The sequence below is a fragment of the Nitrospiraceae bacterium genome, assembly GCA_019637075.1.
Taxonomy (GTDB): domain Bacteria; phylum Nitrospirota; class Nitrospiria; order Nitrospirales; family Nitrospiraceae; genus JAHBWI01.
In genome coordinates this window covers 766,426-788,692 of record JAHBWI010000001.1, presented here as the reverse complement: position 1 = coordinate 788,692, position 22,267 = coordinate 766,426, and the positions used below count along the sequence as shown (strand labels likewise).

At 60.4% G+C, this 22,267-nt stretch carries 19 protein-coding genes; 18 read left to right on the top strand and 1 reads right to left on the bottom strand.

Annotated elements, in window-relative coordinates:
• The first annotated feature begins 125 nt into the window (after positions 1 to 125).
• Both KF814_03725 and KF814_03720 read left to right on the top strand, forming a co-directional pair.
• Entirely contained in the window at positions 126 to 1,289 is a 1,164-nt protein-coding gene (locus tag KF814_03725; protein MBX3235239.1) for a hypothetical protein, read from the top strand.
• Positions 1,290 to 1,556: 267 nt separating this feature from the next.
• Complete coding sequence (locus KF814_03720; protein ID MBX3235238.1) at positions 1,557 to 2,636, top strand: glycosyltransferase family 1 protein; 1,080 nt, start codon at positions 1,557 to 1,559, stop codon at positions 2,634 to 2,636.
• On the opposite strand, the gene KF814_03715 is transcribed toward KF814_03720, so the two are convergent.
• Positions 2,633 to 2,956 (bottom strand): antibiotic biosynthesis monooxygenase, encoded by a 324-nt coding sequence (locus KF814_03715; protein ID MBX3235237.1) that lies wholly within the window; start codon positions 2,954 to 2,956, stop codon positions 2,633 to 2,635. The two genes, KF814_03720 and KF814_03715, sit on opposite strands and share 4 nt — an antisense overlap.
• A gap of 130 nt (positions 2,957 to 3,086) precedes the next feature.
• On the opposite strand from KF814_03715, the gene KF814_03710 reads away from it, so the two are divergent.
• The 16 genes from KF814_03710 to KF814_03635 all read left to right on the top strand — a co-directional run bounded on the left by KF814_03710 (position 3,087) and on the right by KF814_03635 (position 22,251).
• Entirely contained in the window at positions 3,087 to 3,662 is a 576-nt protein-coding gene (locus KF814_03710; GenBank protein ID MBX3235236.1) for a hypothetical protein, read from the top strand.
• A 52-nt stretch (positions 3,663 to 3,714) separates the two neighbouring features.
• Entirely contained in the window at positions 3,715 to 4,179 is a 465-nt protein-coding gene (locus tag KF814_03705; protein ID MBX3235235.1) for a tRNA (cytidine(34)-2'-O)-methyltransferase, read from the top strand.
• 170 nt (positions 4,180 to 4,349) lie between these two features.
• A complete protein-coding gene (locus KF814_03700; GenBank protein ID MBX3235234.1) occupies positions 4,350 to 6,737 on the top strand; it encodes an RNA-binding transcriptional accessory protein in 2,388 nt (795 codons plus the stop codon).
• A 646-nt stretch (positions 6,738 to 7,383) separates the two neighbouring features.
• Positions 7,384 to 9,105, top strand: a complete 1,722-nt coding sequence (locus KF814_03695; protein ID MBX3235233.1) for a sugar transferase — start codon at positions 7,384 to 7,386, stop codon at positions 9,103 to 9,105.
• A gap of 6 nt (positions 9,106 to 9,111) precedes the next feature.
• Positions 9,112 to 10,731 carry a long-chain-fatty-acid--CoA ligase gene (locus tag KF814_03690; protein ID MBX3235232.1) on the top strand — a complete coding sequence of 540 codons (1,620 nt, stop codon included), beginning with the start codon at positions 9,112 to 9,114 and terminating at the stop codon, positions 10,729 to 10,731.
• Between the two features lie 20 nt (positions 10,732 to 10,751).
• The gene (locus KF814_03685) at positions 10,752 to 11,789 is read left to right on the top strand and encodes a ketopantoate reductase family protein (protein MBX3235231.1); all 1,038 of its coding nucleotides are present in this window, start codon (positions 10,752 to 10,754) and stop codon (positions 11,787 to 11,789) included.
• A 121-nt stretch (positions 11,790 to 11,910) separates the two neighbouring features.
• Positions 11,911 to 13,287, top strand: a complete 1,377-nt coding sequence (locus KF814_03680; protein ID MBX3235230.1) for an alkaline phosphatase family protein — start codon at positions 11,911 to 11,913, stop codon at positions 13,285 to 13,287.
• A gap of 8 nt (positions 13,288 to 13,295) precedes the next feature.
• A complete protein-coding gene (locus tag KF814_03675) occupies positions 13,296 to 14,099 on the top strand; it encodes a sulfate adenylyltransferase subunit 2 (GenBank protein ID MBX3235229.1) in 804 nt (267 codons plus the stop codon).
• Complete coding sequence (locus KF814_03670; protein MBX3235228.1) at positions 14,096 to 15,358, top strand: 50S ribosome-binding GTPase; 1,263 nt, start codon at positions 14,096 to 14,098, stop codon at positions 15,356 to 15,358. The genes KF814_03675 and KF814_03670 overlap by 4 nt, the downstream gene beginning before the upstream one ends.
• Positions 15,359 to 15,418: 60 nt before the next feature.
• A complete protein-coding gene (locus KF814_03665; GenBank protein MBX3235227.1) occupies positions 15,419 to 17,110 on the top strand; it encodes an alkaline phosphatase family protein in 1,692 nt (563 codons plus the stop codon).
• Positions 17,110 to 17,907, top strand: a complete 798-nt coding sequence (locus KF814_03660) for a polysaccharide export protein (protein ID MBX3235226.1) — start codon at positions 17,110 to 17,112, stop codon at positions 17,905 to 17,907. The genes KF814_03665 and KF814_03660 overlap by 1 nt, the downstream gene beginning before the upstream one ends.
• 26 nt (positions 17,908 to 17,933) lie before the next feature.
• Positions 17,934 to 18,590, top strand: a complete 657-nt coding sequence (locus KF814_03655; GenBank protein MBX3235225.1) for a hypothetical protein — start codon at positions 17,934 to 17,936, stop codon at positions 18,588 to 18,590.
• A 35-nt stretch (positions 18,591 to 18,625) separates the two neighbouring features.
• Positions 18,626 to 19,744 carry a GNAT family N-acetyltransferase gene (locus KF814_03650; GenBank protein MBX3235224.1) on the top strand — a complete coding sequence of 373 codons (1,119 nt, stop codon included), beginning with the start codon at positions 18,626 to 18,628 and terminating at the stop codon, positions 19,742 to 19,744.
• Positions 19,737 to 20,960 (top strand): DegT/DnrJ/EryC1/StrS family aminotransferase, encoded by a 1,224-nt coding sequence (locus tag KF814_03645; protein ID MBX3235223.1) that lies wholly within the window; start codon positions 19,737 to 19,739, stop codon positions 20,958 to 20,960. The genes KF814_03650 and KF814_03645 overlap by 8 nt, the downstream gene beginning before the upstream one ends.
• Positions 20,957 to 21,520, top strand: coding sequence for a VOC family protein (locus tag KF814_03640; protein ID MBX3235222.1), 564 nt, complete (start codon positions 20,957 to 20,959; stop codon positions 21,518 to 21,520). The genes KF814_03645 and KF814_03640 overlap by 4 nt, the downstream gene beginning before the upstream one ends.
• Positions 21,514 to 22,251 (top strand): GNAT family N-acetyltransferase, encoded by a 738-nt coding sequence (locus KF814_03635; GenBank protein MBX3235221.1) that lies wholly within the window; start codon positions 21,514 to 21,516, stop codon positions 22,249 to 22,251. The genes KF814_03640 and KF814_03635 overlap by 7 nt, the downstream gene beginning before the upstream one ends.
• Positions 22,252 to 22,267 lie beyond the last annotated feature (16 nt).

Sequence of the window (22,267 nt, the reverse complement as noted above, 5' to 3'; positions counted from 1 at the left end):
ATTCATTCCCCAGTCTCTGGGGCGCCACGGCCCCTTTCGTTTACCATAACATATGGCCGGCTGTTTACCAGGGGACGGCCGAAGAATCTCGGCGCAGGGAGACCGGATCTGTGTAGAATATTGATATGCGTAGGAGCATGGGATTTTGCCGAATTCTCCTCGTCCTGGGGTTGCTGTGCACGGAGCCTTGGTCCGGCGCTCTGTCCATTGCCCATGCGGACCATTCGGGGCATGCCGCACCAGGGAAGGATGCGGCCGATGACTCGACCGGTACCCCTCACGTAATTCCAGGAATGACCGTTCCACTGGTTTTGGCTGGAGCAGGCTGGCAGCCGGATCTTGCCGATGCCGCGGTCCGGACGGTCTCGGACGCGTTCACCCTCTTACTGCAGCATCGCGCGGATTTTCCTCGCTTCGACGAGAGCCTCAACAGGAACTTACTTCGGCAGGTCGTGATCGAGCCGCGCGTGCTCAACCGTGACGGGCAGGAGTTTACGTTCCTGGTGGCGCGCACGACGACGCCAGGCCGGGTCAAGCTGCTCATCAATGCGGCCGCCCTTCAGGCGAAGGATTATTTGCACCACCCCGATCGTTTGGCGACCGCGCTGGCCGGTGAGTTTCAGTGGGTGGTGAGTAAGGCCGATACGGCGCCGAAGGTGAAAACGAGCATTGTCGAGCGGGACCTGAAAGGCGCGCCCATTCGCAACGACGCTGAGATTGCGGCCATGTCCCGCGAGGAACGGGGTCAGGCCCTGCAGGGTTTAATCGAAACCTATCTCAAGACGGTCGATGAACAAAAGAGTTTGGAGGCGGAGGCCTATTACGAGGAAGGAACGACGACGGTGGTGCGACCGGCGCAACCGGATTCAACGGTGAAACGATATGATCTGCTGGTTCGCAAGGCCCTACACACGATCATGCAGGATCCCTGGTTTGTTGAGCGGACGCCGCAGGCGGTGAGGAGCCTCCTGAATGGGAAAATCTGGACCGTTGCCTTCGCGAAGATCGATCAACGGGACTGGGCCACACGTACGAGGGTTCTGTCCGAGGAAAAGGCTGTGGTCGTCGGCTCCGCCGAAAGGAGAATCCAACCGGCCACCGTCCTCATCAACCTGCACCGGCGCGCGGCTGCTGACGACCCCTTTGCGGCAGAAACCAAAGGTCTGCCGATGGGAGCACTTTCGTCCGAACAATTGGCGAAGGTCATCGCCCTCGAAATCCAACAGAACATCGTCGAGAAGTCTATGACCGGCCATGTCCTGCAGGATGCGCAGACTGCGCCGAAGTAACGCTCGGTTCGCCGGACAACGAGGCTCCGGCGAATGTGTTCTCGTCTCTCCTATCGGGGTTGGTCAATTCTTCAGCAGCTATGGTTGGCAGGTGCGGCTGAGTGAAATGCCCCGGCTGCGGCTGCCGTCGGCCTGTTTGATCCTCTGCTGTCGTTCGCGGGACCGAATTCTCTCGGCCAACGCCGAGCCTGCGTCCCAGTTCGTCCTCAAGTCCTTACCATAGATTGCCGATACCGAGTAGGTGATCCCAGGTCGGAGAGGCCCACGGTGAGAATTCTGCATCTCGGCAATCCCTATTTCGTGCAGGAACTGCGTCAGCTCGGGCACGATGTGAAATGGGCCGCGCACGACCGGGCGGCTGATCTTCCCTTGAGGCGGCCGTTGGAATCGGTGCAGGAGCTGCTGTCTCGGATCGAGCCGGCTTGGTCTCCGGACTTCGTCTTGTTGGGCGACGACAGTACGCAGCCGGTGGTGCTGAAGTTGGAATCGCTTCCGGTTCCGCTGGTCTGGTACGCGATCGATTCCCATCTCCATGCCAATTGGCACCAACATTATGCGTCGGTATTCGACGTCATCTTCGTTGCGCAAAGAGATTGGGAGCGGTTGTATCGGGCCGACCCGGATCGGCAAACCGTGATGTGGCAGCCGCTCTTCTGTCGCTCCCAGGATGACTATCGGTTGGGTTTGGTACGCGACCTTCCGCTTTCATTCATTGGGACGTTGAACCAGTCTTGGAATCCCCGGCGCGTGGAGTTGATTCAACAGATCCAAGCTCGATATCCGATCGTGATCGAGTCCGGCAGCTATCTCACGACCTTCAATCGTTCGATGGTCGTACTTAACCAATCAGCAGCCGGCGATGTGAACTTCAGGACGTTTCAGGCCATGGCCTGTGGTGCGCTTCTGTTGAGCGAGCGAGTGGAGAATGGTTTTGGAGCGCTGTTCCAAGATGGCGTACACTGTGCCCTCTACGATTCAGGCAATGTCGAGCAGGTGATCGAACTGACCGAGCATTACCGCAGTCATGCCGACGAGCGCGCGGCCGTGGCTGAGCGAGGCTACCAGGCTGTGATGGCGGCCCATACCAGTCTGCACCGGGCCCAGGCGATTGTGGATGCCGTGGTCAGCGGGACGATCTCCGTTGCAGTCTCGAAACGCGCCGGCCGACAGCTGCAGATTCAATGGTCTCTTGCATCGGTCTATGAAAGCTCCGCGCGAAAGTTCCTACAGGCCGCTCAACGGATGACCGAGGAATCCAAACGACGGTATTTCTGCGGAGTTGCCGAACAGTACCAATTCCTCGCCACGACGATCCGTCGGCAACTGGCCCCGCTCCTCGCCGCCTAACGTCTGGCCGTCGGCATTTCCTGTTCGATACATCTATAGCAGCGGATATCCGGCTGCGCCGCGGTCAACTCCGACACCAGCGCCAACACCTCCTGAACATGGGCCGATTGCATATGGCGATCGATGGCGGTCTGATCGATCCACTGCTCCACAAAGGTAAAGTCTCTGTCGTCTGCGGTACCCTGCAGTAGGTCGTAAGACAGGCAACCGGACTCTTGCCTGGTCGGTTCGACCAAGGTTGCCAGCAGATGCTTCAGTTCCTCGACCTTGTCCGGTCTTGCCGTGACCCTTGCGACGACTCGAATGTTTCCCCGTTCCATACATATCCTCCTTCGTTGGATTCCTTGCTGGTTCTACGGCAGACCATGGGTTTTGGATTGGTCGCGAAGAGCCGCTCCAATCCGGGAGACCGTTGCGCCGGCTGATAAGGAAGCGTATCGTAGCGGTGACATGACACGGATCGTTGTCACCATAGGGCTCGTGGGGGCGGCGCTGTGGCTCGTTCGTCCCGGAATGACAGAAGCGCAGCCAGAATCGGGCTTGAGCCAAGCATCCCAGAAGCCCCCCGATGCCTGCTCACTGCTCCGTGACGACGACGTCCGCCGCGCTTTTCCAGAAGCGAAGCCGGGCGAGCGGAACCAGCGCGTGGAGAAAGATGGTGCAAGCGGTTGCCAGTGGCGCAACGGCAAAGGGCTGGTCATTCTGCACCTGGTCGTCTATGACGGCGCTCCGCACTCGGTCGACCGTGAGGCGCGTGGATTCGGGCAGGTGGCGATTGACTCGAGCAAGGCCGGGGCGCGCGAGGCGCTGCGATATGAAGCCCTCTCCTCAGTTGGGGAGCAGGCCATTGCGGTGGTGGAGCCCGGCGACCAACTGAGGGGAGTGCTGGGCAACGTAGCGTTTCTCGTAATGCAGCGGGGATCTCGCCTCATCCTGATCAATGCCCCGGAGTTGGCCGAGCGGGAACGGGCCGCGGCCCTCAAGATTTTCGAAGGCTTCGGTCGCGTCGTCATGGCTCGCCTGTAGCAGGGGAGTCTTATCGCCGGGGCGTTGCTGACCTCGACCGCATTCATTGTTCATGTTCGATATCATCCTCTATCAGCCGGAGATTCCCGCAAACACCGGCAACATCATACGGCTCTGTGCGAATACGGGGATGGCGCTCCATCTCGTCAAACCGTTGGGCTTTTCCTTGGAGAATCGGCTTCTCAGGCGCGCCGGGCTCGACTATCACGAATTCGCGGCCGTCACGGTGCATGAAACCTGGGAGGCCTGCGCCATCCGATTTGCCGGCCGCCGCATCTTTGCCGTCTCGACCAAAGGCTGTCGTTGCTACGATGCCAATGCCTATGGGGTGGAGGACGCATTTCTCTTCGGTCCGGAAACCCGCGGGCTCCCGGCCGAGCTATTGGCAAGTGTGCCTGATGCGCAATGCATCCGGCTCCCGATGGTTCACGGGAGCCGCAGCTTGAACCTTTCCAACGCGGTTGCGGTCGTGGTCTATGAAGCTTGGCGGCAAGTGGGATTCTCCCGCGGCGGATGACGGCGTTGTATAGAGCGAAGGGCAATCTGGACCTGCCGCGAGGCTTCTGGTAGATTCCCGTTTTGTCTCGACCACTCACGACATTCGATTTATCCAGATACAAATTATGAGACGGCGATCGGACGGCTATTGCCTGTCGGTTCCCGTGCGGAAAGGCTTCGACGACCAGCATGACCACCTCATCTTCTGTCCCTGCCAACGAAACTGCCAAGATGAAGATCGTTCAGGTGATTGCCAAGGAACTGGCGGTGGTGCCTGCGCAGGTCGGTGCAGCCGTCACCTTGCTCGATGAAGGCGCGACAGTGCCGTTCATTGCGCGCTATCGCAAAGAAGTGACCGGAAATCTCGATGATACGCAACTGCGCACGTTGGAGGAACGATTACTCTATCTGCGTGAACTCGAGGAACGGCGGACGGCGATTCTCTCCTCGATTGAAGAACAAGGCAAGTTGACGGATGCCTTGCGCACGGCGGTCGAGGCGGCGCCTACGAAGGCTGAGTTGGAGGACCTGTATCTTCCCTATAAGCCGAAGCGCCGGACCAAAGCCCAGATTGCGCGAGAGGCGGGGCTCGAACCATTGGCCGATTCGCTGCTCACCGATCCGACGCTCGATCCCCAAGAGGAAGCGAGTAAGTACATCCGTGTTCAGCCGGCGACCGAGGGGGGCGAGGGGATCAATCTGCCGGACGCCAAGACCGCACTGGAGGGGGCTCGAGACATCCTGGTCGAGCGATTCGCGGAGACTGCCGACCTGCTGACGAAGCTGCGAACCCACCTATGGGAACAGGGCGTCATTTCTTCCACCGTGGTGAAGGGCCAGGAGAGCGCGGAAGAGGAAAAATTCCGGGACTATTATCAGCACGCCGAGCCGCTCCGCATGATCCCTTCGCACCGTGCCCTCGCTCTGTTTCGCGGTCGAGCCCTGGGGGTCCTGGCCATCGATCTGGGATTGGGCGAAGAACGCGAGGCTCTGGTGCCGCATCCCTGCGTCGCGATGATTGCCGCGCATTTTGGAATCGAACAGCGCGGCCGCCGGGCCGACAAGTGGCTCTCGGACGTCTGTCTCTGGACTTGGCGGGTCAAGGCGCACTTGCATTTGAGCACGGAGCTCTTGCTTCAGGTCCGCGAGGCTGCGGAAGCGGAGGCGATCAAGATTTTTGCCCGCAATTTGCACGACCTGCTGCTTGCAGCGCCGGCGGGTCCCAAGGCCGTCCTGGGTTTGGACCCTGGGTTGCGCACCGGCTGCAAGGTGGCCGTGGTGGATGCGACCGGCAAGTTGTTGGAGACGACCACGATTTATCCGCATCTCCCTCGAAACGATTGGCAAGGGGCTCTCGCGACGTTGAACCGTCTGGTCGTCCAGCATGGCGTGGCATTGATCGCGATCGGCAACGGCACCGCCAGCCGGGAGACGGATAAACTGGCCGCCGAGTTGGTAAAGCTGGTAGCCGATCAGCAGCCGGAGCGAACGCTTGCCAAAATCGTCGTGAGCGAAGCAGGCGCATCGGTGTATTCCGCCTCGGCCCTTGCTGCGGCTGAGTTTCCGGAGTTGGACGTGAGTCTGCGCGGGGCCGTGTCGATCGCTCGGCGGTTGCAGGATCCCCTCGCTGAATTGGTAAAGATCGATCCCAAGTCGATCGGGGTCGGGCAATACCAGCATGACGTCAATCAGCGTGCGCTCGCCAGGTCGCTGGATGCCACGGTCGAAGATTGCGTCAACGCGGTGGGAGTGGACGTGAACACGGCCTCATCGGCTTTGCTGGCGCGAGTGTCGGGCCTCAATCGCGTGCTGGCCAAGAATATCGTGGACTACCGCGATGCCAACGGCCCGTTTGCCAACCGCACCTTGCTGCGGAAGGTGCCGCGGGTGGGAGAGAAGACCTTCGAGCAGGCGGCTGGATTTTTGCGCATCAACCACGGCGACAATCCACTCGATCGGTCGGCCGTGCACCCCGAGGCCTATCCGGTCGTGCAGCGCATCCTCTCGCGTCTTGGAAAGGATATCGGCGAAATCATGGGTAGGCCGGCGATGTTGCACGGCCTGGCGCCCGAGGAGTTTGTGGACGAGAGCTTCGGGCTCCCGACCGTGCGCGACATTCTGACGGAGTTGGAAAAGCCCGGCCGGGATCCGAGGCCGGAATTCAAGACCGCCACGTTCCAAGAGGGGGTGGAGTCCCTCTCGGACCTCAAACCCGGCATGGTGCTCGAGGGGGTAGTGACGAATGTCGCTGCCTTCGGTGCCTTCGTGGATATCGGTGTCCATCAAGATGGGTTGGTCCATGTCTCTGCGCTGGCCAACACCTTCGTGAAAGATCCGCACTCAGTAGTGAAGCCCGGTCAGGTTGTGAAGGTGAAGGTCCTGGACGTCGATCAAAAGCGCCAGCGCATCTCCTTGACGATGCGGTTGACCGAACCAGCCGGTGCTGCACTGCAGCCGGCGGCTGCTGCCGGTGCGCAGCGGTCTGGCGCTCCTAGCGCGCCTCGCCAGTCTGGCGCCGTTCCCAAGCCGGTTGGCGCGATGGCCCTTGCACTCGCAAAGGCCAGGGCCAAACAATAATCGGTGACCAAGGCTTCCGGAATTCGGATTCGCTTCAGACATCCGTCTCCATCCGTTCGTCTCTGAACCTCGGACTGATCCGGCCGGATGCACGTGGCCGATTCGCCGGGACGTGGTGACATCCCTCTGTTTCCGCTCACGACTCAGATCTCATGAGCAATTCTCTTCTGTATCCATTCGGATAGCTGTTAGCACAAAAGCATACAGTGCGACGGGGATTTTTCGCCGCGCTGTCCACGGACGATGCACAGCTGCGTGCCCTGCCACCGCGGAGTTTCTCTGCTGCGATGCTCGACGGCACGACGATTGCGTGCCGCCTGGCTCGTCTCAGGGCAGTTCCGCCACCTGCTACGTAACAAACAATTGAGGGTAGCTTGTGGCGATGGTTCTTCATGGATGTCATCTGACACAAGTCTTATCGTCATCGTGTCTGCTACGACATGTACTGTATGGATTTGCAGTCTGTGGATAAGTGGCTGAAGGCGGTGACCGAAAAGATGTTGCCCAGAGCCACTTTTCCCTAGCATTACTTTCTGTTCATTAGGTAATATCCTGCGCCTGATTACGTCATGGTTTGTTCTATATATGTAAGTATACGTATAAACCGTAGGTCTTGTTGGGTGCGACGATTGAGAGTTGCGGTGCTATGAAGGCGATCTTGCTGGCTGGTTGGCATAGTCGACACTGCTTTCCCATTCAGCATTCGATGCCCTGTCTCCCGTTCTTGAACCGCCCGCTCATCACGTATCAACTCGATGTGCTGTGCCGGAACGGTATCTCTGAAGTAGCGATTGCGATCGCGGCTCAGGAGGTCGATTCCGTGAAGGCGATTCTCGCGTCCGAGGAATCGAGCTCGGACCTCCGTATTCATTACGTGGTGGATACCGTTCCTCGCGGTCCCGCCGGGTGCATCAAACAGTGTGAAGAGTTCGTCGGGAAAGAGTCGTTTTGCGTCGTGAACGGGAATCTCTACCTGAATTCGATTGATCTGAAGGGTTTTCTGCGCAGTCATCTTGCCGTCGGGGGGATCGCCACGTTGGGGGTCCTTGGTCGCGAAGTTCCGGAGCCTAAACCGCTGGAGAATGTGCTCTCTAACGAGGAAGGGCTGATCAGGGGATTCGAAATCTTGCACCCCTCTCGTGATCGCCGAAAACAGCACCGGTTTGCGGGGATTTACGCCTTTCGGCCTGAAATTTTCGAACACATTGCGGCGCGAGGTTACGTCGATATCAAGGAACAACTGTTGCCGGCTCTCGCCGGCAAAGGCTTGGCGGTCAATCTCCGGCCGATCCGCGGCTTTCATTCCGAGATCAATGGACTGAGCGAATACCTCAAAGTGCATCAGATCGTTCTGCATCAGTCTCTCTTCGACGAGAGCCGCTTCATCCCACTCGGAGATCGCGTGTGGTGCGACAAGGATGCTCAGGTGTCACCCAGTGCGCACGTCATCGGACCGGTCGTGCTTGGCCGAAATTGTGTGATCGCCGATGACGCGTATGTGATTGGGCCGGCCGTGATCGGGGACGGAGTGCGGGTGTCGGAGGGGAGTTTGGTCCGGGAAAGTATTCTCGGACAGTCCGTGGTGGTCGCGAGAGCGTCCAAAATCGAGTACTCGGTCGTGGGTGATGGCTATCGAACCGAGGAGCACGGAAGGACTCGCGACTGCGTCGTGACCTGCGATCAACCGGCCTCCAAGTTGACGATTGCCGACAATGCGCATCCCTGGCCCCGGCGACGACGTGTGTTGCCCGCGACGGTGACCTGTAACTACCGGAAGAGTTGCAAACGCAGTTTTGACGTCGTTGTGTCGGCACTGATTTTGTTGGCCGTCTCGCCCCTCCTGTTGTTGATTGCCCTGGCCATCAAACTGGATTCGTGCGGTCCCGTCTTTTTCCGCCAGCGCCGCTCTGGGCTGGGGGGACGGGAATTCGACATGATCAAGTTTCGAACAATGCGGATGGATGCCGAAGCGCGGCAGGCCGAACTCTGGGCGCAGAAGAGCGTGGATGGGCCGATGTTCAAGATGGCTCGAGACCCTCGGGTCACCCGCGTCGGCGGATTTTTACGATCCTCGAGCCTGGACGAATTGCCTCAGTTGATCAACGTGCTGCGCTCCGAAATGAGCCTGGTGGGGCCGCGCCCCCTTGCCATGGGAGAGATGCGATTCTCCCCCAGTTGGCGCGATGCGCGTCTGAGCGTCAAGCCGGGCATTACCGGGCTGTGGCAGGTGAACGGCCGGAGCGAGGCGGCCTTTCACGACTGGATTCGTTACGACATGCATTACGTCCGCAACTTTTCCCTGCGGCTGGATGTGAAGGTGTTGGCTAAAACCGTGCTGGTAGTCGCGCGCCGGATCGGCGCGCACTGAGGCGTGATGCAGGAGAAGCCGAGCGTGCTCGACCGGGTTGAGATCTCACGTACCGCAACGACGTTGGCGGGGATCTTGCCTGAAAGCGCCGCTGCCTATCCCGAAACCCCCTGCATCGTGACGAAAGATTCCCAGTATACCTACCGGGAACTCAATCAAGCCTCGAATGCGTTCGCCAACGGTCTTTTGGCGGGCGGGCTAAAGCCCGGCGACAAAGTTGCGCTGCTCATCGGCAACCGGGTCGAGTTTGTTGTGTGTTTTTTCGGCGTCCTGAAGACCGGCGCGGTCTGTGTCCCGGTTAACGTGAAATACAAGGCGGAGGAGTTGCGCTACGTCGTCGACCATTCGGATGCCGCGGTGTTGGTTCTCGGTGAGGAGTTTCGGGACGTGCTTGCGCCTGTCAAGCAGGAGCTTCTCGGCCTCGAACGGGTGATATGGGTCGAGTCCATGCCGCCGAGGCCTGGAATGCGGACGGACTTCGACCACGGGGAGGACTCGCGATACGGACAGTTGCTGGGGCGTCATCCGCGTACGGAACCCGGAGTGGTGGTGCGGGCGGAAGACGAGGCCCTGATGTTTTATACATCGGGGACAACGGGAAAACCGAAAGGCGCCGTCTGTACGCACCGGAATTGCCTTGCCGCGATCGACGGATGGATCGAGGCGCTGCGGATCGATTCCGAAAGTCGCTCCTTGATGGTCACACCGTTTTTCCACAATGCCTTCAATGCATTCGTGGTCACTCTGTTTCGGGCGGGGGGCAGCTCGGTCCTGGTGGAGTCGTTTCAAATGAAATCTCTGGTGGCCGCCATCGCCGCATGCCGGCCCACCCTGATGTTCGCCACTCCGTCCATCTATATCACCCTGCTCGAGGGGGCTGATCCATCCGATTTGAACTCGTTGACCACCTTGGTCTACGGCGCCGCGCCGATGCCGGTGGAGGTGATCAAGCGTTTGAGCCAGGTCTGCCCAGGCGCCGCTCTCTATAACGCATACGCACAGTCGGAAACCTGCCCCGCAATCAGCTTTTTGGAACCACACTATGCGCTCAGTAAAGCCGGGTCGGTTGGGAAGGCTGTCCGTGGCGTAGAGATCGCCATTCTTGACGAGGACCACCGTCCGCTTCGGCCGATGACCGTGGGCGAGATCTGCTGCCGAGGAGCGCATGTCATGAAGGGGTACCATCGCGATCCGGAAAAGACGGTACTGAAGATCGTGAATGGATGGCTCCATACCGGAGACATGGGGTATCTCGACGACGAAGGTTTTCTTTTCCTCGTGAGCCGGAAAGACGACCTCATCATCACGGGCGGGGAGAATTTGTATCCACAGGAAGTGGAAGAGGTGCTGTACGCGCATCCGGATATTCAGGACGCTGCAGTCGTCGGTGTGCCGCATCCGGTGCGCGGCCAAGTGGTGGCTGCGTTCGTCGTGCCCAAAGCGGGAGCGCCCATGGAATTCGTGAAAATTCGCCGGTTTTGTTCGGAGCGGTTGGCCAGCTTCAAGGTCCCCAGGCATGTGCAGGCGGTCGACTCGTTGCCCCGGAATCCAAGCGGCAAGATTGTGCGGGCCGAATTGTTGCGCCGGTTCGAAGAAACGCAGCGGTCGTCGGTCGCGGATGCGTAATCGAAAGGGCAGGTGACAAGATGAGAATCGCCATCGTCGGAGCGGGCGCCCTCGGGAGCTTGTTCGCCTGTTTGCTCAAGGAAAGCGGCCAAGATGTGACTCTGGTGGAGCGTAATCGAAAGACGATTCGTGTTATCCGCTCCAAGGGGATCTGGCTGGTGGACCCGGAGGGCGTGGAGCGAAACGTCCGGGTGCCGATTACGCTCGGGCCGCGGCTCGAGGGAGCCGTCGATGTGCTCCTGTTGTTCGTGAAGACGTATGACACCAGGGCCGCCGTGAACTGTACTAATCACGTCGTCGGGCCTGAGACTTACGTAGGGTCCTTCCAAAACGGTGTGGGAAACATGGAAGTGATCGGAGAGGTCGTGGCAAAGGAGCGCATCTTCTGCGGATCCCTGCCCTACAGTTCGATGCCGCTGGCCGAGAATCGAATTCGGTTTTCCGGCGGAAGCGGAGCCTTGCGGCTGGCCAAGTTCGACAATGTGAACGAGCCGGGATTCCTCGAAGTGGCCGAAGTCTTCAAGCAGACGGGTTTTCCGGTCGAGGTGGTGAAGGATTCCGAGGCGTCTCTTTGGAATAAGCTTCTGATGAACGCGGCGGCCAATCCGCTTTCGGCGATCACCGGCCTGTCTTGCCGGGAAATGCTGGAAGATCAGCATCTCCAGGAAATCATGAGCCTGGCGGTGCGCGAGGTGGCGGCGGTCGCCAGCGCCAAGGGTTTGGCCATCGATGAAGCCAACGACCCGGTCCGGCCGTTGTTTCGGGCTCTCCAGGGGATCGGACCGAATAAGACCACGATGCTTCAGGATTTGGAGCGTCGCGGCAAAACGGAGATCGATTCCATCAACGGCGCTGTCATTCGCGAAGCGGATCGGTTGGGATTGTCCGTGCCGGTCAACCGGCTTCTGTTTCACTTAGTGCAATCGCTCGAACGCCGCACCCTGCTGACACAGGCCCCCCACTCATCGAGTGGGGGGGCCGGAACGTCGTCCTCGTACGCGGTTCCCGCCATGCGCCCGCCGAGCACTCAGCGAGTCGACGCCGAAGCCAAGCGCTGAGGACCGTGATCCTCGGTTGGGCTATCGACCAGGCCGACGGTTGTCTCGGCTGAACGCCTGCTGTGCCGCTTCCAGAGAGAACTGTTTTCGTATACGTCAGCGGATAGGAGAATCAGCGGACATGTCGGAACAAACCACGCGCAGAAAGGTCATGGGCATCGGTCTCGATGGGGTGCCCTCGTCGCTGCTGCAGGAATATATGGATCAAGGCATTCTCCCCGGTTTCCGGGAGATCACCGGGCGGGGCTATCGGTTGCACCAGATGCAGGTATCCATTCCGGAAATCAGCTCCACCTGCTGGACGTCGTTCATGACCGGGGTCAATCCCGGCGAACACGGCATCTATGGGTTCATGGATCTCCGGCCCCGCAGCTACCAGCTCTTTTTCCCCAGTGCGCGAGACGTGCAGGCGCCGACGATGTGGGACATCGTCGGGGGAACGGCGGGAGGGCGAACCTCCTCTTTGGCCGCGCGGCTCGAAGGGGCGTTTCCCGAACCTTTGCGATCGATCGTGCTGAACATTCCTCAGACCTATCCGGCACGGCCGATCAACGGGATCATGACAGCGGGATTCGTCTGTCCTGATCTTCAGAAGGGCACCTATCCGGAGGCGGCCTACGAGTACCTGAAATCGATCGACTACGTGGCCGACGTCGATGCGGGGAAGGCCGTCACCGATAAGCCGGCCTTCCTGAAGGATATCCGCTACGCCCTGCAGAAACGAGAGGAAGCGTTTCTCCATTTCCTGGAGCGTGAACCCTGGGACCTCTTCCTCGGCGTTATCACCGAAACGGACCGGCTGCAGCACTTTTTCTTCGACGCGGCGCGGAATCCGGCTCATCCCCACCACGAACCGTTTCTCGAGCTGTACCGGCATGTCGATGCCGTCGTGAACCGGTTGTTCCATCGCTTCATGGACATGACGGATGGGGAGGGGCTGTTCCTGACGTTGTCGGATCATGGATTCACGGTTTTGGACCAAGAGGTCAATCTCAATGCCTGGCTGCAGCAGGAAGGGTGGCTGCGGTTGCGCGAACAGGGGCAATGGTTCGATCGCATTGCGGACGAGACGCGGGTGTTTGCGATGGACCCTGGGAGATTCTTCGTGCATGTCGAGGGCCGGTATCCTCGGGGCACGGTGTCGGCTATCGACAAGCAGTCCGTGCTCGAGGAGTTGGCCGGTGCGTTGGCGGGATTGCGGGCGCCGGACGGGCGGCCGGTCGTGCGGGACATCTATCTCGGTGACGCGCTGTACCACGGTCAAGCCACCTCGACGGCGCCGGACTTGGTGTGTGTGCCTCAGGACGGGTTTGATCTGAAAGCGAACGTCACCCAGCCGGTGATTTTCCGCAAGGGCCCGATGACCGGCATGCATACCCAATACGACGGCCATTGCCTGTTGCCCGAGGCGCTTGCCGTCGACGGCCGACTGCACATCGAGCAGTTGGCGGGCACGATTCTCGAGTGCCTCACCAAACCCTGTGGAGTGTCTTGTTAGGAGGCCGAATGGATCATCTGACCGCTCTGGAAAATAAAAGTATCTACATCATTCGGGAAGCTTACGCCCAATTCAAGAACATGGCCATGTTGTGGTCGATCGGTAAAGATTCCACGACCATGCTCTGGCTGTGCCGCAAGGCGTTCTTCGGGCGTATTCCGTTTCCGGTCATTCATATCGACACCGGCTACAAGTTTCCGGAGATCTATCGATTTCGGGATGAGTACGCCCGGAAGTGGAACCTCAATCTCATCGTGGGGCGCAATGAAGAGGCGATCGACGCCGGCATGGCTCCGTGGAAGGGTGCCAAGCTCGATTGCTGCTCGGCGTTGAAGACCGACGCGTTGAAGATGACCATTGCGAAATACGGATTCGAGGCGCTGTTGCTGGGCATTCGCCGCGACGAGCACGGCATCCGCGCCAAGGAACGGGTCTTCTCGCCACGGAACGACAAATTCACCTGGGATTACGTCAATCAGCCCGCCGAGTTGTGGGACCAATACCGCTCGGTCTCGGACGAGGGCGGCCATGTGCGGGTCCATCCGATCCTGCACATGACCGAATTGGACATCTGGCGTTACATCGAACGGGAACGCATCCCCATGACCTCCCTCTACATGAGCGACGGCGGCAAGCGGTATCGGAGCATCGGGTGTACCCACTGCTGCACCCCGGTCGATTCCGACGCCGCGAGCGTCGCCGATATTCTGATCGAGCTGCAGACGACTACGACGGCCGAACGAGCGGGACGGGCGCAAGACAAAGAGGACGCGTTTACGATGCAGAAACTTCGCGCGCTGGGGTACATGTGATGACCGATCACCAGACTCCTCACCAGCTCAGCGAGCAAGCGCTTCACGTCGTCATCGTCGGCCATATCGACCACGGAAAGAGCACCCTGATCGGCCGCCTGCTCCACGATACCGATTCCTTGCCCATCGGCAAGCTCGAGGAAATTCAAGCTGCGGCCGAACGCCAAGGCGTTCAGTGGGAATATGCGCACATCCTCGATCACTTTGCCGAGGAGCGCGAGAAGGGGATCACGATCGATTCGGCGCAAATGCAATTCCAGCACGGAGGCCGTCGCTATGTGATCATCGACGCCCCGGGGCACCGGGAGTTCCTGAAGAACATGGTCACGGGATCGTCTCAGGCGGAAGCGGCGCTGGTGTTGGTGGACATCACGCAAGGGATCAAGGAGCAAACCTGGCGGCACTGCTACATCCTCGGACTGCTCGGGATCAAGTCGATTGCCGTCGTCGTCAACAAGATGGATCTGGTGGGTTATTCGCAACGCGCGTTTGCCGAGATGAAGAGCGAAGTCGAGCGCGTGTTGCGGGCCTGCGGTGTCTGCGCGGCAGAGGTGATTCCGATCGCCGCGCGGTTGGGGGACAACCTGGTCACCCGTTCGGAAGAGATGCCTTGGTACCAGGGGCCGACGGTGGTGGAGACGCTCGGTGGGTTTCAGCGGGCCCAGCGGATGAGCGAGGCCTTGCGATTGCCGATCCAGGACTCCTACGACGTTGAGGGATGCCGCATCGGGGTGGGTCGAGTCGAGTCCGGCGTATTGCGCACGGGGTGCCCGCTGTGGGTGATGCCCGAGGGGTTGCGCCTGCCGGACACATGGGGCATCAGAAAATTTCTCGCGCCCAATGTGACCGAGGCGCCTGAAGGAGATTGCGTCGGTATCGAGGCGCCGGAGCAGGAGTGGCGCCGTGGACAGGTGCTCGTCGATCAGGGGCCCGTCGTCTGTCGCGATCGCCTGCGAGCCTCCTTGCTGTGGCTGTCGGATCGACCGGGCCGGCTCGGCGATCGGGCCACCTGGAAAGGCACGACGCAGGAAACGACGGCGCGCATTGCCAGGATCGCCAAGCGATTCGATCCGGCGGAGTTGGCGCTTGTGGAGGCGGATGCCGGAGAGATCCAAGCCTCCGAGGTGGCGGAGGTCGAGCTCGAACTGGACGCACCGGTCGTGGCCGATGCGTTCGGAGCCATTGCGGCTATGGGGCGGTTCACGTTGGAGCATCACGGAGAACCTATCGCAGGTGGAATTGTACTCGCCTCGACCTGACTATAGGGGACGGTCGGGACAGGGCGGAAATCCGCCGGGAGGAGCAGAGAAAGGGGGCCTATGGTCGAGACAGGGACACAGAAGGTGTTGGTGGTCGGGCTCGATGGGGCGACGTTCGATGTGCTCACCCCCATGATGCATCGCGGATTGTTGCCTCATCTTGCGAAGCTGATCGGCGAAGGCGTGAGCGGGCCGTTGCGTTCCGTCGTGCCGCCCGTGTCGGGGCCCGCGTGGGTGTCGTTCATGACGGGGAAAGATCCGGGCCGTCACGGGATCTACGACTTCTACAAGTTTGCGCCGGGCCGGAAAGGCAAGCGCATCATCAGCTTTCGTGACATCCATGCGCGCAGCCTGTGGGAAGTTCTCACGACACACGGGAAAAAGGTGGGCGCCATCAACGTGCCGATCACCTTTCCCCCATACCCCGTCGACGGGTTCATGCTGACGGGGATGCTTACCCCGCCGGATGCCGAGGCTCGTCAGGCGCATCCGCCTGAACTGTACAAGGAGCTCACGGCGCGCTTCGGGACCTTTTCCACCGACGTGTGGTGGACCAATTACCGGGCGAACGAGAAGCCGCAAATTCTGCGGGACATGATCGCTTGCATGGATCGGCGTCAGGAGATCTCCCTGTATCTCATGCGGGAAAAGCCCTGGGAGTTCTTCATGACCACGATCACCGAGACCGATCGGCTGCAACATGCCTTCGGCAATTTCCTGTTCAACGATCCCGAAGCGGACCGCGAGCCGAATGCCGCGGAAGTGCGGCGGTTGCTCGACGAATTTTTCGTCCGTATGGATCAACATCTGGGTGCCCTGCGCGAGGCCGCCGGGCCGGAGACTTCCCTGTTCATCGTGTCGGATCACGGCTTTGGCCCGACCACCGATTTTTTCCTGACCAACCGGTGGCTGGCTCAAGAAGGATTCCTGACGGTGAAGGAAGGCGTCTATCTGTCGAATCTCATTCAGGACCAGATCCGCAGCCATCGGGTCGTACAGAAGGCGGGGCGGGTCTTGGAGCGAATCGGTGTACGCAGATCGGCTGCGGCGGAAGAAGACCGCGCGTCGGCGGAGTGCAATGCCGAATCCGAGACACATCTCATCGAGTGCGTGGATTGGGATCGGACGGTCGCGTTCATGGACTTGGACGATCAGCAGGGAATCTATATCAACCTGCGAGGCCGGGAGCCGCACGGCAGTGTGCCGCCCGAGCAGTACGAGCAGGTGAGGGATCGCGTCATCGCCGCGCTGCGGAAGGTCGTTCACCCGCGCACCGGGCAGCCGTTGTTGACCTATGCGAAACGACGCGAAGAGGTCTATGACGGTCCGTTCGTCGAAGCGGCGCCGGACATCATCTTGTGCTTCAACGATTTCGAAACGTACGGGGTCGGGGTGCTGGGATTCGGGGTCTTTCGTCGGGGGCTCTGGGCCAAGCCGAAGTGGCCGTGGTTCTCGGCACACCATCGAATGGATGGCGTCTTGGTCGCGCATGGGACCAACATTCGACATCGGCGAATGACGGACGCGAGGCTGATCGATCTCTTCCCCACGATGCTGTACGCCCTCGACGTGCCGGTACCGGCCGACCTCGATGGGAGGGTGTTGGAGGACGTATTCACCGACGCGTGCCTGGCCAACCGGTCGGTGCAGTGGAGCGAGGCCGCCGAGCCATTCGAGGCCAAGGGCGAGGACATGCTGACTGAAGATGCGGAAAAGATCATGGCGAGTCTAAAGGGGCTGGGATACTTCTGATGCGCAATACGTGGCGGATGCGGGCGGCGGTGTGGCTGGTGATCGCGGTGTTTTGTACTCAGTTCGGGATCGGGTGCGCCAGCAAGGTGGTGGAGATGGCGCATGAGCCGGAAGAGCCGCCCGGAGGACAGCCCGCCTTTGAGTTCAGCGAGTTCTCCCTCGGGCCCGGCGACGAAGTAGAAGTCGAGGTGTATCAGTACGACGATCTCACCAGAAAGATCACGGTCCCTGGGTCGGGGATCATCTTCTATCCCCTCGTCGGCGAGATCGACGTGAAGACGCTGGGCGTCACGGAATTGCGGCGGGTGATCCAGGATCGGCTCAAGGATCGCATTGTCGATCCACAGGTCAGCCTCTCGGTACGTTCGATCAAGAGCCATAAAGTCTACGTGCTCGGCGAAGTCAAAGCGCCGTCGGTCTTTACGCTGGAGAGTTCGATGCGGGCGGCGGAGGTCATTTCCAAAGCCGGCGGGTTTACCGACGGAGCCGACCGGACGAGTGTCGTGCTCGTCCGCAACAAGGCGGGCAAACCGGATTTGCAGCGGCTGAACATGGACGAGTTTTTCGAGGGGAACAAGCTCACGCCCAACGTGCAGCTGCAGCCGGGCGACGTGATATTCGTCCCGAGGAGCTTCGTGGCCGACATGGACAAGTTCTTCGGCCATGTCCTGCAGGCCTTGTTCCCGCTGGTGTTCTTCGAACAGGCCATCGTGCTGGGTCCGCAGGTGCGCGACGCCTTGACCGGCGCGAGCGGGAAGACTACGCAGACGGTCATTATCACTCCGGCGGTGCGGTAGCGACTGGGACCGGGAGGAGCGGCGGCGTGGGGCAAGAGTTATGGGGAGCAGTACGGCGGCGGATGAGCCGACTGTTCGAGCTGATGTATGACTCCAAGGAGTTGATCCATGTCGAGCGGTCCCTGGATACGCTCTTGCCGCGCTATACGAAACATCCCTCATTTACGGTTCGGGAAGTCGGCGCGACGGACCTCGGTTCGCAGGCCTGCCCATTGCCCGAAGCGGATCGGCAGGTGCTCCTGGATGCGATCGGGGAGGGCTGCCGGGTGTTTGCGCTGTATGACGGGATGGCCTGGGCGGGGTGGATGCTGGTCGGGAGACAATACTCACCGGTGAATCGTGAATTTTGTTACCCGATTCCGCCGGACGACCGACACATCGTCAATCTTGCCATCGAGGTCGAGCCCCGCTACAGGGGCGGAAAAGCGGCGGGGTTCTTGAAAGAAACCGTCATGTTGCGTCTGAAAGACGAAGGGTTCAAACGTGTTCTGGGGGGGATCGAGACCCTCAACCATAGTTCGTTGGCTCTGGCGCGGCACTTCGAGTTTCGGCAGGTACGTCGCGTTCGCGTGCAGAAGGTCTTGGGGATGCGTTGGGTAACCGTCTTGGACGCGGAGCACCAGGGGCCGATTCAGCGGGAACGGGGGCAACGCGCGCCGAGGCGGACACACGCACAGGTGTAGGGTTCCGGTTCGAAGAGTTAGGAAGCAGGCCAGATATGCTGACGGTCACGCGCCTCGCGACTGACGGAGAGTTCTCTGCGGTCGGCAATGAGTGGAACGCATTGCTGCGGGACTCGAAGCAGCATGATCTGTTGCTGACGCATGAGTGGTTCACGATGTGCCGGCGGTGGTTTTGCTCGGAGCACGAGCTGTACGTCCTGATCGTCCGGCAGGACGGTCGCCTCGTCGGGTTCGCACCCCTCCAGATTCGCCGAGTAATGCGTTGCGGCATCACACTGAGGCAATTGTGCTTTTTGCACGAAAGCCTGCCCTGGTATCGAGGCGATTTCGTGGTGGCGGACGAGTCGGATCAGGTGCTTGCGGCCATGTTGGCGTACCTGTCCGAGCATCGGCAGGATTGGGATCTTGCCCGGTTCGAGGGGGTGGCCGAACAATCGCGTACGGTGGCGGCGTTGCCCCGGCTCGGTCTTCCGAACGGACTGTCCCTAGGCGCGTGGGAATCGTTCAATCAAGCTTCGGTGATGCCGATCCAAAGGGAGTGGGAAGATTTTCTGCATTCTTGCGGGGTGCACTTCCGCAAGCATCTGCGCAATAACGAGAACCGTTTGCGGCGGGCCGGTGCCCTGGAGTTTCACTGTACGAGGGAACCCGCCGAAGTCGATCGGCAGCTTCGGATCGTCTACAGCCTTCAGGAGGACAATCACCGGCACAAACAGGAGCAGTCGCCGGAGAGCGACCGGGTCTCGGCCGAAGCGGGTTTGTTTCTCGGGAAGGAATTCTCCAGGAGCGGCGCGGCCGAAGTGAGACTCATGACGGTGGACGGCAAGCCCGTAGCCGGCTGGTTTTCCGTGGACCTGGGGCGCACCTCGTTCGCCCTTGTCACGAAACACAACGTCCAGTTCGCGAAACATTCGCCGGGAATGGTGATGATGCAGGAGTATCTGCGCGACACCTGGCGCAGCGGTGCGGACAGAATCGACTGTTTGATGACGTGGCCCTACGTTCAACGGTGGACATCGCACGCGGAACGGTATCTCAAGATCGAATGTTTTCACGAGGGAGCCCGCTCGAGGTTGCTGCGCGGCGCCCGCGTCGTGCGTGACTTGCTCCGGCCGAGAGCGACGCCCACGCAAGAAGCCGGGGTATATGACTGACTCGAATCCGCCCATTCATGCCCATCCGCTCCCGCGCTTGACGAAGCAGGCGGTTCAGTCCGCCCTTCGGCCGCGCCTGTGGCCCGAACCGTTTACGCCGGAGCGGACCCGCTTCTATTTTCGGGGAAGCAACGCCCTGTGGCATGCGCTCAAAGCTCTCAGATTGGAAGCCGGCAGCCAGGTGCTTTTTCCGGCCTATCATTGCGGGATCGAACTCGACGTGTTGTCGGCTGCCGGCATGGGCATTTCATTCTATGGTGTGGGACGGGGCCTGACGCTCGACGCACGGACCATCGAACAGCAGGTGGGGCCGGAAACGCGAGCCTTGTACGTTATTCACTACTACGGAATCCCGCAGGACCTCACCGAGATTCTGGCCCTCTGCCGCCGTCACCGCCTCGCGCTCATCGAGGATTGCGCCATGGCCCTCTATAGCCGACGTGAGGGTAGGCCTGTCGGAGGCGATGGCGATGTGGCCGTATTCAGCCTCTGGAAGAGCGTAGCTATGCCGTTCGGCGGCGCTCTGGTGGTGAACAATCCGGATCTGCAAATGCCCGAGCCTGGGCAGCCTCCAAGCGGGTATGAGGTCCTGCGGGCAACCAAGCAATTGCTGGAAATGGAGTTTCGAGGGACCGGGTGGTTCGAGGGGGTGCGCAAATGTCTGGAGCCCTTGGCGCGGGCGGCACGCGGCGTGAGTGCGAAGACCTCGCATGATTCCTGGCGGAAGCAACCCTTGTGGGTGCCCCTATTCGCGGTTGAGCGCGGCGAATGGGGCATGACGGCGGTCTCCAGGCATTTATTCTTGACCGCGGATCATGAGGCGATTCGAATGGCGCGCCGGCGCAACTATCTCACGATGGATTCATTCGTTCGCACGCTTTCTTGCGTGGCTCCGCTCTTGAGTGACCTTCCAGCGGGTGCGTGCCCCCTGTACTACCCCGTGACCGTGGAGGATCCGGTAGCCTTTCGGCGCTTCCTCCGCGCAAGGGGGCTGGAGACTTTCATGATGTGGCGGGAGCTTCATCCTCTGTTTCCCGCGGAGAAGTTTTCTGAGGAAGCCTCTCTCCGTGCGCATGTCGTGGCGCTTCCCGTGCATCAACACCTCGATTCGCCGGCTTGGTCGGTGACGAGGGAAGCATTGACGGCCTGGGATCGGGGTCGTGAGTCTCACACCCTCGGCTCGCCACAAACCGTTACGGCGGAACAATGCGTATGAGCGGCATCAATGGGATCGACGCGCCCGACGAGATGAACAGCGAATGGGCACGGGAACTGGACAGAGTGCTCGATGTCGGAGCGCGGGGTGTGTCGGGTGTGTCGGGCGGTGCCCTTCATCACGTCGGCATCGCGGTGCCGTCGATCCACGCGGTCTATGAAGCGATCGCCCGTTCGATCGGGGCGGAAGTGGACTCACCCGTGCTGACCGATCCCCTGCAGAAAGTGTCGGCCCTGTTTTTGTTTCAGCCGTCCTTGGGTCGTCGCATCGAACTCATTGAACCGGTGGGTGCCGCCTCGCCGATCACACGCTTTCTCCAAAAAACCGGCGGGGGCGTCCACCACCTGTGCTTCAAGACCGATGACCTGGATGCTGAGATGGTGCGGCTTAAATCGGAGGGCGCGCGCGTGGTGTGCCCCCCTGTCGAAGCCTGCGGCTTTCACGGGGCACGGATCGCATTCTGTTACACCCGAGAACGAGTCCTCCTCGAATTGGCCGAGACTCCGGTGACCTACGATCGGGTTTCCGCCGACGGGAAAAGAGATCATTGCCGATGTTGAGACGGGTGAAGAAATTGGGCGAGGTGCTGGCTAACGAAGGCTGGCAGGGGCTTGTCGATCGAGTCGCCTGGCGGATGCGACGGTTTGTGCGGTTGAATGAAGAGTTTCTGTGTTTGGAGTTGGATTTGACCACCATCCTACCGCGCTACACGGCTCGTTCCCGCTACACGATTCGTCGACTGACGGAGGCCGACTATCCGATATTGGCGCCGCGGATGAGCCTCGAACAAAAGCTCTACTACTTTCTGTTCCGGGGAGCCCACGAGATCGGTTTCGGAGCCTTCGACGGGGGCCGCCTTGTCGGGCACCTGGGAATGGGGGTGGAGCGGTATCACCTCCGGCAGATCGGCCTCGAATTTGATCTGGGGCCCACGACCGTCTACGGGAACGGATTGGTAGTCGACCCGGAGTATCGCAAGTCTATGGTGACGGGAGCGTTGCTCGAGTACGCGTTTCTCTCCTTCAAGGAGCAAGGCTACAGAAAATGCATCACGATTACGCAAACCACGAATGTCTCCTCGCTGAACATGTCTGCCCATTTTGGATTTCGTGAGATTCAGCGAATCACATCGCGGCGAACCGCGATGATTCGGCGCCGTCCGAGACTGCTGTATATCGAACCGGATCCCTCCTTCGAGAGTCGGAAGCGCCCCAAGCGGGACGAGCGCCTGAAACCGGCGGCGGTCGTTGAAGTCGGCGCATCGGTGTCCCCGCACGTGCCGGGTTCCTAATCGAGCGGCTCAAGGT